Annotated in this window: 11 protein-coding genes; 6 read left to right on the top strand and 5 right to left on the bottom strand. The window is 67.0% G+C overall.

The features are described 5' to 3' along the window. Window positions 1–249: 249 nt before the first annotated feature. Complete coding sequence (locus NA4_RS10655; protein WP_067467886.1) at window positions 250–1,560, bottom strand: FAD-binding oxidoreductase; 1,311 nt, start codon at window positions 1,558–1,560, stop codon at window positions 250–252. 579 nt (window positions 1,561–2,139) lie between these two features. Between NA4_RS10655 and NA4_RS10660 the strand changes: the two genes are divergently transcribed. Beyond that, window positions 2,140–3,825, top strand: coding sequence for an ATP-binding protein (locus NA4_RS10660; protein WP_218022283.1), 1,686 nt, complete (start codon window positions 2,140–2,142; stop codon window positions 3,823–3,825). A gap of 39 nt (window positions 3,826–3,864) precedes the next feature. On the opposite strand, the gene NA4_RS10665 is transcribed toward NA4_RS10660, so the two are convergent. Beyond that, complete coding sequence (locus tag NA4_RS10665; RefSeq protein ID WP_067467890.1) at window positions 3,865–4,143, bottom strand: hypothetical protein; 279 nt, start codon at window positions 4,141–4,143, stop codon at window positions 3,865–3,867. After that, the gene (mca, locus tag NA4_RS10670; protein WP_157128942.1) at window positions 4,140–5,006 is read right to left on the bottom strand and encodes a mycothiol conjugate amidase Mca; all 867 of its coding nucleotides are present in this window, start codon (window positions 5,004–5,006) and stop codon (window positions 4,140–4,142) included. Before mca ends, NA4_RS10665 begins: the two co-directional genes overlap by 4 nt. 122 nt (window positions 5,007–5,128) lie before the next feature. Between mca and NA4_RS10675 the strand changes: the two genes are divergently transcribed. Further along, window positions 5,129–5,578, top strand: a complete 450-nt coding sequence (locus tag NA4_RS10675) for a DUF4307 domain-containing protein (RefSeq protein WP_067467903.1) — start codon at window positions 5,129–5,131, stop codon at window positions 5,576–5,578. 297 nt (window positions 5,579–5,875) lie between these two features. After that, the gene (greA, locus tag NA4_RS10680) at window positions 5,876–6,370 is read left to right on the top strand and encodes a transcription elongation factor GreA (RefSeq protein ID WP_067467905.1); all 495 of its coding nucleotides are present in this window, start codon (window positions 5,876–5,878) and stop codon (window positions 6,368–6,370) included. Between the two features lie 97 nt (window positions 6,371–6,467). On the opposite strand, the gene NA4_RS10685 is transcribed toward greA, so the two are convergent. After that, on the bottom strand, window positions 6,468–7,610 hold the full coding sequence (locus NA4_RS10685; protein ID WP_067467908.1) for a cystathionine gamma-synthase: 1,143 nt from the start codon (window positions 7,608–7,610) through the stop codon (window positions 6,468–6,470). Between the two features lie 220 nt (window positions 7,611–7,830). Here NA4_RS10685 and NA4_RS10690 point away from each other — a divergent pair, with 220 nt between their 5' ends. Both NA4_RS10690 and NA4_RS10695 read left to right on the top strand, forming a co-directional pair. Beyond that, complete coding sequence (locus NA4_RS10690; RefSeq protein WP_067467911.1) at window positions 7,831–9,006, top strand: acyl-CoA dehydrogenase family protein; 1,176 nt, start codon at window positions 7,831–7,833, stop codon at window positions 9,004–9,006. 106 nt (window positions 9,007–9,112) lie between these two features. Then, complete coding sequence (locus tag NA4_RS10695) at window positions 9,113–9,535, top strand: DUF6401 family natural product biosynthesis protein (protein WP_067467914.1); 423 nt, start codon at window positions 9,113–9,115, stop codon at window positions 9,533–9,535. Window positions 9,536–9,605: 70 nt separating this feature from the next. On the opposite strand, the gene NA4_RS10700 is transcribed toward NA4_RS10695, so the two are convergent. After that, on the bottom strand, window positions 9,606–10,766 hold the full coding sequence (locus NA4_RS10700) for a mechanosensitive ion channel family protein (protein WP_084496971.1): 1,161 nt from the start codon (window positions 10,764–10,766) through the stop codon (window positions 9,606–9,608). Window positions 10,767–11,332: 566 nt separating this feature from the next. Here NA4_RS10700 and NA4_RS10705 point away from each other — a divergent pair. Beyond that, window positions 11,333–11,815, top strand: a complete 483-nt coding sequence (locus tag NA4_RS10705; RefSeq protein ID WP_067468036.1) for a DUF4254 domain-containing protein — start codon at window positions 11,333–11,335, stop codon at window positions 11,813–11,815. The last annotated feature ends 38 nt before the right edge of the window (window positions 11,816–11,853 follow it).

Below are 11,853 nucleotides of genomic sequence, written 5' to 3' on the forward strand. Positions count from 1 at the left end.
ATGGTTGCCAGTAGTGCGCTTTCGAGTGGCTGCGAGTGTATTGAGCCGCGTGCGGGTCGAGAAAAACAAAATGCGGCAACCGAATTCGAGCTCCCTACGCCACTCTGGCGCTTAGCGGTAACAACGGGGTGCACCGCAACTCCATTACCACCGTCCAATGCGAAGTCCGCTCTGCCCTTCGCTTCGACGACGCGCGGGGGCGAGACCACTTTCCCGCCACCCGCAGCCGTCCATCCCGGCCCGCAGCGACTATCCGAGCACCGGATAGTTGCCCCGGATGACGCCGTGCGGGTCCCGAGCGCTCTTGATCTCGCGCAGCCGGGTCAACGTCGCGGAATCGAAAGCGGCGGAGGCATTTTCGTCGGGCGTCAGGAAGGTGAACGGCTTCTGTCCGCTGATCTGGCCGCTCAGCGCGTCGACTATCGCCGTGCGCCGGGCCTTGACGGCCTCGGCAAGGTGCGGAAGCCCGAGACCGAGGCAGTAGAGCAGGTACGGCTCGGCGATCGGGCCGGCCGCACCGCCATCGGCACGGTGTGCGGCCAGTGCCCCGCCCAGGTGGCGGATCTGCAGGTTGGCCAGCGGGGCGACCGGTTCGTCGATCAGGGTCTTGATAACGGCGTCGCCGAGCTCGGTCAGCTGCTCGGCACGCGACAGCGAGGGGCTCGGATCGGTCGGTTCCGCGGTGATGGCGCCGATGTGGGCGGCCCCGAAAACCCCGCGCTTGTCGATGATCGGATTCCCGATGGCGTCGAGCCGAGCGAGCAGGGCGCGGCCCTGGTCCGGATCGCCGAGATATACCGCGTCCAGCCCGACCATGGGCGGTGCGTCCGGGATCTGGAGGCGCTGGAACCAGACGGTCAGCTCGTCCGGGGCCGTCGCGGTGATCTCCTGGAACGCCTCGAACACATCGTGGATGCGCGTCGCGGGCCACAAGATGCGACCACCGAACAGTTCCGGCGCGGGAAACAGGTCGAATTCCAGTGCGGTGACCACCGCGAAATCACCACTGCCGCCGCGCAGCGCCCAGAACAGGTCCGGATCGTCCTCGGCCGTGACCCGGCGACGCAGGCCTTCGGCGTCGACGATCTCGAACGCGCGCACCGCGTCGCAGGCCCAGCCGTGCTTGCGGCTGAACCAGCTCATCCCGCCGCCCAGGGTGTAACCCGTCACGCCGACCGCCGGGTTGCTGCCCGCGAGGCCGGTCAGCCCGTGCGCACCGGCCGCGGCCTGCACCCGGCCCCAGCTCGCGCCCGCGCCGACCCGCGCCACCCGCCGTGCGGGGTCGATCTCGATGGTGTCCAACTGTCCCGTGCGCAGCAGAATCGCGTCCGCGACTCCGCCCGCGGCGCCGTGCCCAGTCGGCTGGGTGACCACCGGGACACCGGCGCCCCGCGCGTACTGGACGACGGCCGCGACGTCGTACTCGTCGACGGGGTGCACCACCGCGGCCACTGGCTGAACCACCGTCAGCGTCCACGGTCGCGCAGCGTTCTCGAAACCCTCGTCACCGGGCAACAGCACACGGCCCGGCAGCGCACCACGCAGTTCGTCGAATGTCATCGCTCTGTCCTGACTCTCACGTTCGTATCGAAGGAGACGCGAGCGACGAACCCACTTTCGGCCTGTCGGCCGTGGTTCGCGCCGCGACTACCTCACTGACGAAGGAGAGCGCGGAAAAGTAACAGAGCGCAGCTCAGCGGGGGTTTTCAGCTCGGCTCGGCGCGACCGTCCGGTCCGCGTCCTCGGACTTCTCGGTGCGTGATACCGCGCTCGGTTTCGCGTCGGCCTCCTGGTCCGGTTCGGGGTGCATGGGTCATCAAGACGGTGTCTCACGTCATTGTGATTCGTTTGCGGCGTGTCGGGGTGGGTTGTGCCGCATGATGTTCGACTCGTGGTCGTAGGTGGATCTCCGGTCTATGCGTTGTCTCGGTCTGCTGACAAGGCGGTCAGCGGATTCTGATCCTCGGTCTACCCTTGCCGAGACATCCGCCCGCCCGGAGCGAAATAGATCGACGCCGACCGCATGTGGTGCACCTAACTCTCGGTCGGATTGAGCTCGGCGTCTATCGATAATTATCTAACACTTGCCCGGTAGGCTTCCGCGAGAGGAATAATTATCGATAACAGAGGAGTTCGGTCGTGCAGGAACCAGCCTCGCTGGAGCAACGAATCCGTGCCTGGCTGTCGTCGGGTGAGGACTACCGGACCGAGTTCAAGAGTGACCGCAAGAAGCTCAGCGACGGCGACCTCGTCGAAGCAGTTGTCTGTCTCGCGAACGGTGCGGGCGGAGTCCTGCTCGTCGGCGTCGAGGACGACGGGCAAGTCACCGGCGCGCAGCCGCGCCATGAGAGCGGCCGCACCGATCCGGTTCGACTGCAAGCACTGATCGCCAACAAAACCGAGCCGCCGGTCGCATGTCAGGTCACCGTAGCCGCGCTGGACGAGCTCGAGATCCTCGTTATCGACGTTCCCGACTGCCCCCGGGTGGTCGGCACCCAGGGCGGCAAATACGTACGGCGCGCCCTCGGCGGTGACGGCCGGCCCACCTGTGTTCCACTCCGTGCACACGAGATGCTCGCACTGGAGGTCGACCGCGGCGCGGCCGACTTCGCACGACTGCCCGCGCGCGGCGCCGCCTGGGACGATCTCGACCCCTTGGAGTTCGAGCGGGTGCGCCGGATTGTCGCGGAGTCCGGAGACCGAGCGGATAGAGTTCTCGCCAGCCTGTCCGACAAGGATCTGACCCGCGCTCTCGGACTCGTGATCGCCGACAGCGAGATCAGCGTCGGCAGCCTGTTGTTGTTCGGCCGGGAGGACGCACTTCGTCGTCACGTGCCGACGCATGAGGCCGCATTTCAGGTGCTGCGGGGACTCGAGGTCGAAGTCAACGATTTCATGCGATACCCGCTGCTCCGACTCGCAGACGAGATGTACCAACGATTCAGGGCGCGTAACACCGAGGAAGAGATTCAATTCGGCCTTTTTCGCGTGGCGGTTCCCGCCTACTCCGAGACCGCGTTCCGTGAGGCACTGGCGAACGCGCTGACCCACCGCGACTACACCCGCCGCGGTGCCGTCCATGTGCAGTGGTCCGACGAGCAGTTAGAGATCGCGAGCCCCGGCGGGTTCCCCGAAGGCATTCGTGTGGACAACCTGCTTGTAGCTCCTCCGCATCCCCGCAGCCCGGTACTCGCGGACGCCTTCAAGCGCATCGGCCTGGTCGAACGCACAGGACGCGGAATCAACCGGATGTTCGCCGAGCAACTGCGGGTCGGCAGACCCGCGCCCGACTACGGGCGGACGACCGAACAGGCGGTGGTTGCCGTTCTCCCTGGCGGTCCGGCCAACCTGGCCATGACCAAGTGGGTGCTGGAACAGGAACGGCACGACCGGCCGTTCACTCTCCCCGAACTGCAGATCCTGTCCGACCTGCTGCGCGAACGACGAGCAACCACCGCCGATCTCGCCACCCTCACCCAGCGCACCGAGCCCGAGACACGCAACGTGCTGGCCCGCATGGTCGAACGCGGATGGGTCGAAGCCCGTGGCGAAGGCCGGGGCCGGACATGGCACCTGTCGGCGGCGGTGTACCGCCTACTCGACTCCTCGGCCGGGTATGTCCGCGTCCGCGGCTTCGAACCGCTCCAGCAAGAACAAATGATCGTGGCCTTCGTCTCCGCACATGGACGAATCACCCGAAGTCAGGTGGCGGAACTCTGCGCCATCTCCCCCGAGCAGGCCGGTCGAATCCTCCGACGGCTCGTCAGCGACGGAAAGTTGCAGCAGCTGGGGGAACGCAGGGGCACCTATTACGAGCTGCCATGAACCGGAGGTGACTCAGAACGCTCACCGGGCCCGCGGCGGTCAGCTGGGCTCGGCGCGACCATCGGGGTCGGCGCCCTTCGACTCATCGGTGCGTCGCGTGATGCCGTGCTCGGTCCCCTCGTCCGCCTCTTGGTCCGGTTCGGGGTGCTCGGGCTCGAAGGTCGCGGGCAGGCCCTTGATGTGCCGGTTCATCGACCGGATCAGCAGGAAGGTGCCCGCGAGCAGGATCAGCACGATGACGAGCCCGAGCGGCGAGGCCTTGCCGAACTCCGGTCCGGTCGGCGTGCCGGGCGTCTGGGCGAGCAGGACCAGCGTCACGACCGCTCGTCCTCGATGCCGGCGAACAGATCGGTCTCCGGGAGCGCGGTGCTCACCCTGGTCTTGGCCAGTTCGAACTCTTCGGTCGGCCACAGCCGCTGCTGCATTTCCAGCGGAATGGCGAAGAACGCGCCGTTCGGGTCGATCTGCGTCGCGTGCGCGCGCAACGCGTCGTCGCGCTGCGGGAAGTACTTGGCGCATTCGATCTGCGTAGTGATCCGGGAGACCACGTCACCGCGCTCGGCGGCGAACTTGCGCATCCGGTCCAGCCACTCCTGCAGGGGGAACGGTTCGCCGAGACGCTCGTACTCCGCGGCGAACAGCTCCATCCGCCGCATGTTGAACCCGTGGTCGTAGTACAGCTTCAGCGGCGTCCACGGCTCGCCCGCGGCGGGGAAGCGCTCAGGGTCGCCCGCGGCCTCGAACGCGGCCATCGACACCTCATGGCAGCGGATGTGGTCGGGGTGCGGGTAGCCACCGGTCTCGTCGTAGGTGGTCATCACGTGCGGCTTGAACTCGCGCACCACGCGGACCAGCGCCTCGGTGGCCTCCTCCAGCTCGACCAGCGCGAAGCAGCCCTCCGGAAGCGGCGGCAGCGGGTCACCCTCGGGCAGGCCCGAGTCGACGAAACCGAGCCAGTGCTGGCGCACGCCGAGCGCGCGGGCCGCGGCGTCCATCTCCTCACGGCGGATCTCGTGGATCCGCTCCAGGACGCCGGGGGTGTCCATGGCCGGGTTCAGGATGCTTCCGCGTTCTCCGCCGGTCAGCGTGACGACGAGGACCTCATGTCCTTCGTCGGCGTAACGCGCGGTCGTCGCGGCACCCTTGCTGGATTCGTCGTCTGGGTGGGCATGCACCGCCATGAGGCGAAGGCCACTCACGTCTCGTTCACCGTCGCTCTCGCTCGCGGGTGTCGGGGCTTCGTTACCTATAGTTCCATTCGACCCATCTTTGTTCCGATGTACCCCCCGGGAGCGACTACCACATGAGTGAGAACGGCGGCGGTGCGAAGGCGGCGCCGAGCAGACCGCCCGCCGACCGGTACGGAACGCGGCCCGCGGTGCGGCGGCGCTGGATCGTGCCGGTCCTCGGCGCGCTGGTGGTGCTCGCCGGGCTCGCCGTCGCCTACCTGGGCTATCAGAAATACGGCCCGGACGACATCGAGGCCGAACAGCTCGGCTACACCGTGGTGGACGACTCGACCATGACCATCCGGCTCAAGGTCACGCGCGAGGACCCCGCGCGGCCGGTGGTGTGCTTCGTGCGCGCGATGGCGCGCGACGGGTCCGAACTAGGCCGCCGCGAGGTGCTCGTCGAGCCCTCGAGCAGTGGAACGGTGGAGCTGACCACCACCGTCCGGGCGTCGGCGCGACCGGTATCGGGCAGCATCTACGCGTGTAGTGATCAGGTGCCCAGTTATCTGCGCGCTGGCTGATTTCCGCGCGTTTGCCCCCGACGTGCCCGGGAAATCAACTCCGACCTGCACATTTGTGAATCATGCTAAAATGGCGTGATACACGGTTCCGGAGCTCGGAGCCGTGTTTGCTGCATTGGCGGCCAGCGCTGACGGTTCGGGCTTGCGAGCTTGCCCGCAACCAGGGCCTGTCGGGGTTCGATGAACTTCCCAGGATCGCTCTAGCCGTCGACTGGTGCGCGCCCGCTCCCGAGTGGGTATCCGCCAGTGCTCAGGGAATCCCGGCCTGCCGGGAACAACTACTAGGGAGTGATCGAGATGACTGAGACGCAAGTGACCTGGCTGACCCCGGAGTCGCACGACAGGCTCAAGGGCGAACTCGACGCGCTCATCGCCAATCGTCCGGTCATCGCCGCCGAGATCAACGAACGCCGCGAAGAAGGCGATCTCAAGGAGAACGGCGGATACCACGCCGCGCGTGAGGAGCAGGGTCAGCAGGAGGCGCGCATCCGCCAGCTGCAGGAGCTGCTGAACAACGCCAAGGTCGGCGTCGCACCGACCAAATCCGGCGTGGCGCTTCCCGGGTCGGTCGTCAAGGTCTACTACGACGGCGATGAGACGGACACCGAAACGTTCCTGATCGCCACCCGCGAAGAGGGTCTGCGCGATTCCAAGCTGGAGACCTACTCGCCGAACTCCCCGCTCGGCGGCGCGCTCATCGACGCCAAGGTGGGCGAGACCAGGGAATACACCTTGCCCAACGGCAACATCATGAAGGTCACGTTGATCAGCGCCGAGCCCTACCACAGCTGATGCTTGCGGCCGCGGCACGCTGCCCGGCCGATATTTCCAAGAACACGAGCGGCCGCGCCCGATCATCGGGTGCGGCCGCTTCGTCATGTCCGTGAACCTAGCTCAATGCCTGTTCGACGTCCGCGAGCAGGTCGCTGACATCCTCGATACCGACCGACAGCCGCACCAGATCCGCGGGCACCTCCAGCTCGGAGCCCTCGGTGGACGCGTGCGTCATCGCGGCCGGATGCTCGATCAGCGACTCCACGCCGCCCAACGATTCGGCGAGGGTGAACAGCTCGGCCCGCGCGCAGAACTTGTGCGCGGCCTCGAGGCCGCCGTGCAGGCGCACCGAGATCATTCCGCCGAATCGCCGCATCTGCTTGTGGGCGACGGCATGGCCCGGGTGCTCCGGCAGGCCGGGGTAGATCACCTGGGAGATCGCGGGGTGCCGGGACAGGAATTCCGCGAGGGTCTCGGCGTTGTCGCAGTGCCGGTCCATCCGCAGCGCGAGGGTCTTGGTGCCGCGCAGGGTGAGGAAGGCGTCGAACGGGCTGGGGACCGCACCCGCGCCGTTCTGCAGGAACGCGAATGCCGCGTCGAGTTCCGGATCGTTGGTGATCAGCGCGCCACCGATCACGTCGGAATGGCCACCGAGGTACTTGGTGGTGGAGTGCACCACGATGTCGGCGCCGAGCAGCAGCGGCTGTTGCAGGTAGGGAGTCGCGAAGGTGTTGTCCACCACCAGTTTGGCGCCCGCGGCGTGCGCGACGTCGGCCAGCGCGGGGATGTCACCGATGCTCAGCAGCGGATTGGTCGGGGTCTCGATCCACACCAGTTTGGTGTTCGGACGGATCGCGGCACGCATCTCCTCGACGTTGAACACGTGCGCGGGCGAGTGCTCGATACCCCACTGGCTGAATACCTTGTCGATCAGCCGGAAGGTGCCGCCGTAGGCGTCGTCGGGGATGACGATGTGATCGCCGGGCCGCAGCGTGGCACGCAGCGCACAGTCCGTCGCAGCCATGCCCGAGGCGAACGCCCGGCCGTAGCGGCCCGATTCCAGCGCGGCGAGGTTCGCCTCCAGCACCGAGCGCGTCGGGTTACCGGTGCGGGCGTACTCGAAACCGCCGCGCAACCCGCCAACGCCGTCCTGGGCGAACGTCGAACTCGCGTAGATGGGCACATTCACCGCGCCGGTCTGCGGATCGGGTTCGAAGCCGGCGTGCACGGCACGTGTGGAGAATCCCAGCTCGCTCATGGGCTCAGCCTAACCAGGCGATTCCCGGGCAATTGCCCCCGGTGGGGCCATCGGAGGGAATGTCGGGCCACGAACCGGCCGGGGTGCCGCACAGCGTGGCATCTCGCCGGGCCCGCCGATCGAATTACGTGCAGGTCAGGGCCGAATCGGAAATTCTTGTGGCACATGAGACACAAGTGAGCTCTGTCTCATTGGGGCGAGGTCCGTTTACGCTGAGTCCATGGTCACTGTCGAAGAACTGTTCGCCACCGATGCACTGCTGTCCGAGGACGAGCGCGAGATCCGCGATACCGTCGCGAGCTTCGCGGCCCAGCGGCTGCGCCCGCACATCGCGGAATGGTTCGAGGCGGGCACTTTCCCGGCACGTGAGCTCGCACCGGATCTGGGCAAGCTGGGACTGCTCGGCATGCATCTGGACGGCTACGGCTGCGCGGGCATGTCGGCGACCACCTACGGCCTGGCCTGCCAGGAACTGGAGGCAGTCGATTCCGGGGTGCGCAGCATGGTCTCGGTGCAGGGTTCGCTGGCGATGACCGCGATCCACAAGTACGGCTCCGAAGAGCAGAAGCAGCAGTGGCTGCCGGAACTGGCCGCGGGCCGCGCGCTCGGTTGCTTCGGACTGACCGAACCCGATTTCGGCTCCAACCCTGGCGGCATGCGGACCAGGGCAAAGCGGGATGGGGCCGACTGGGTGCTGAACGGCTCCAAGATGTGGATCACCAACGGATCGGTAGCCGATGTCGCGGTGGTCTGGGCGCAGACCGAGGACGAGGGCAAGCAGGTGATCCGCGGGTTCCTGGTTCCGGCGGGCACGCCCGGGTTTACCGCGCGGGAGATGCACCGCAAGCTGTCGCTGCGGGCCTCGATCACCGCGGAACTGGACTTCGACGATGTTCGGCTGCCTGCTGAGGCGGTGCTGCCCGGGTCACGCGGACTCGCCTCGCCGCTCGCCTGTCTGAGCGAGGCGCGCTTCGGCATCATCTTCGGCGCGCTCGGTGCCGCGCGCGACTGTCTGGCGACGACGATCGAGTACGCCAGGACCCGCGAGGTCTTCGACAAGCCGCTGGCCGCCTACCAGCTCACCCAGGCCAAGCTGGCCGACATGGCGCTGGAGTTCGGCAAGGGCCAGCTGCTGGCGCTGCACATCGGGCGATTGAAAGACCGTGGCGCGGCCACGTCCGAGCAGGTGAGCGCGGGCAAGCTGAACAGCACGCGCGAGGCCATCGCGATCGCCCGCGAGTGCCGCACCATCCTCGGCGCCAACGGCATCACGCTCGACTACCCGGTGCTGCGCCACGCGAACAATCTGGAGTCGGTGCTCACCTATGAGGGCACGGCGGAGGTGCATCAGCTGGTGCTCGGCCGCGCCTTGACGGACTCGAATGCTTTTCGCTGACAGCACCTTTCGTTAGCGAGAGTTTGCTGAGCGAAGTTCGACTGAGCATTGGACCGGGACCGAAGTCACAATTTGATAAATGCTGGATAATTGCTAGCATATTGTGATGTTTTTGCTCGGCCCCAGCTTTATCGAAGCGTCGGCGCGCAGGACTTTGAATCGCCTACACCAGACGCACGGAGCGCCCGCGGCCGCGGCGGCCGCGCTGCTGCCCGCGCTTTCGGCGGTCCTTGATCAGCATGCTGCCGCAGTTCGCGACATCCTCCGGCACGGCGTGGCGGATTCGTCGGACGTGCCTCCCACCGTGCTGCTCGCGGGTTACGCGCGCGGATTGCTCGACCAGGTGCGCGCGGACCGTGCTGCTGAACGCGGCGGTAACCGCTTGCCGGACGCGCCCGGGACGGAACGCAAGGTGCCGCAGGATATCCACGAGTGGGCCGAGGCGGACTGGATCCATCTGCGCCTGGCCGGGGTGTGCCTGCACGGCATGCGCAACCCCACCGAGCTCGCGCTGCCGCAACTGCACTGAGCGAGTTGCCGCAGCCGAGCGCGTCCGCCGTGCCTACGACGGACGCGCTGTCCACCCAGCGGACCTGGACCTACCGCTCGTCGCCTTCATCGCGGTAACCCCGGTACCCGCCGGGCTGCGGGCGGCCCCCGCCCGGGGTCGGCTCACGGCCGGGCTCCGGGTAACTTTCGCCGGGCGCCGCACCCTGACCAGGCTGCCCGTAACCTCTGCCGGGCGTCCCACCCTGACCTGACTGCGGGTAGGCCCTACCAGGAGTCCCACCCTGACCAGGCTGCCCGTAACCTCCGCTGGGCGTCCCACCCTGACCTGACTGCGGATAAGCCCCACCAGGGGTTGCGCCCTGCCCTGGCTGCTGCCGCACGCCGCGGGTGCCAGGTTCTTGCCATTGCTGCCCCTGCGCGGCCTCCTGTGGGGGCCCACCAACGGGTTGCTGTTCCCATTCCCCTTCGCCGGCGACGGGCTGCCGGCCGCGCGCTGCCTGCTGATCCACCATCATCTGTTCGCGGGCGGCGTCCTCACGGCCACGGCGGTAGGCCTCGGCATGTCCCCTGGCCGTCGGAATCTCGTGCTCCAGGTCGCTGATCCAGCGCTCCCAGCGCTCCTGCATCGGGCGGATCATGCCGCCACCGACGCCGACGACCAGGATGCCGCCGACGGTCGCGAGCACCGCGACGAGAACCGGCACGGTAACCGCCGTGGCGACCCCGATCTGGTTCAGCGCCGCCACGATGCCGATGGCCCAGATGGCCACCGCCGCCAGCCGGGCGAGCATCGGGCCATAGGACAGGCCGCCGAGCGTGTTGCCGACCATTTCGCGCACCGCGTGCGCGATCGCACCCGCGACCACCACGATGACGATCGCGACCGCCAGCCTCGGCAGCCACGCGACGATGCCGGCGATCACGTCACTGACCGGGTTCGGGCCGAAGACACCGAAGCCGATTTGCAAGGCGATCAGCAGAACCGCGTAGTACGCAAGCCTCGCCAGGATGTCGGAGGCGTCGTATTTACTCCGCTCGAGCATTCGCCGTACCCCGCCGCGCTCGACGGCCCGGTCGAACCCGACCCGCTCCAGCACTTTGTCGACGATCTTCTCCACCGCCTTCGCGATGAGCCAGCCGATGAGCAGGATGACGAGGAAGCCGACCAGCTTGGGTACGAACGTGGCAATGGACGACCACGCGTCGGAGAACCCCTCCTGAAAATCGATAGCCAGACTAGAGGTGTGCATCTCCATCCCTTCGCTGTGCGATGGCACCGCGGCTATTTGCCACGGCTGTATCCAGCCCGGCTATACCCCTGGAATAACCTCCGAATCCCATATTTGCGGATAGATTGCCATTCTATTTTTCGATCTTGTCGTACGGTTCGATGCAACCAATGCGCGATCACCGAATTCCTGGCTCCCGCATGCCTGGAACTTGATTCCGCTTCGTGCGCAGGAAATTGACAGCACCATGCCCTGCCGGGCAGACTCCGTGCCGACCTACTTCGCAAGCTGGATCAGGGGCCTCGCACATCTCGCGGCCCGTGCGAAGATCGCCCGCCGTACGAAGCTGAGCTGACAAGGGGAGCGCTCACGGCGTGAGGGTCGCCATGGGTAAGGCATTGTTACGTTTTGTCATTTCGGTGCCATGTGGGCGTCACCGGCACGCCAAGGGCGGTGCTCAAGCTTATAAGGAGGACCCGGCATATGGGCGATGCCTCCACCGCCACTCCATCGGAGGTGCACGATGCACACGTTGACAATCGACCGTAGCGCACGGTGGTCGGTTCCGAATGCACTGGGAGCCAGCCATGTTCGTGCGTGACAACCACCTGCCGCGGCACCCGCGCGGCGTCGTCCGCCCATTGCCGGATCAGCGCGAACTCGTCGCCGCCTTCGGCGGGCATTCGAACGACTCGGACGACGACCACCCCCTGCTCGCCTGGGCAACGACACTGGCAACGCTGCACCGGCAGCGGCACGCCGATCCGCTAGCTGCCGCCGGAATCGACTGCCGCCGTTCGGAATTGGTCGCCACCATCGACGCGTGGGTGATCGGCCAGCTCCCCCGCAAGCGCTCGACCGACCATCTGCGCGCGGAATCTCTCGGCGCCACAGTCGATCGCATGGCCGCGGCCCACGTGCACGCCAGCCACCTGCTGCACACCGCCGAAAAGGTCTCCGACGCCAGGGTGCACGCCGCCTGGTACCGGCTGGCTCTACTCGCCGACGAATGGACCGACCTGATCACCGGCGGGGTGCGGGAAACGGTGCGGAGCAGACGACCGGCTTAGGCCAACTCCACAGCCGAAAGTCACCGCCCTGCACAGGG

Origin of the sequence: Nocardia amamiensis NBRC 102102, from assembly GCF_001612745.1 — a bacterium.
Taxonomy (GTDB): Bacteria; Actinomycetota; Actinomycetes; order Mycobacteriales; family Mycobacteriaceae; genus Nocardia; species Nocardia amamiensis.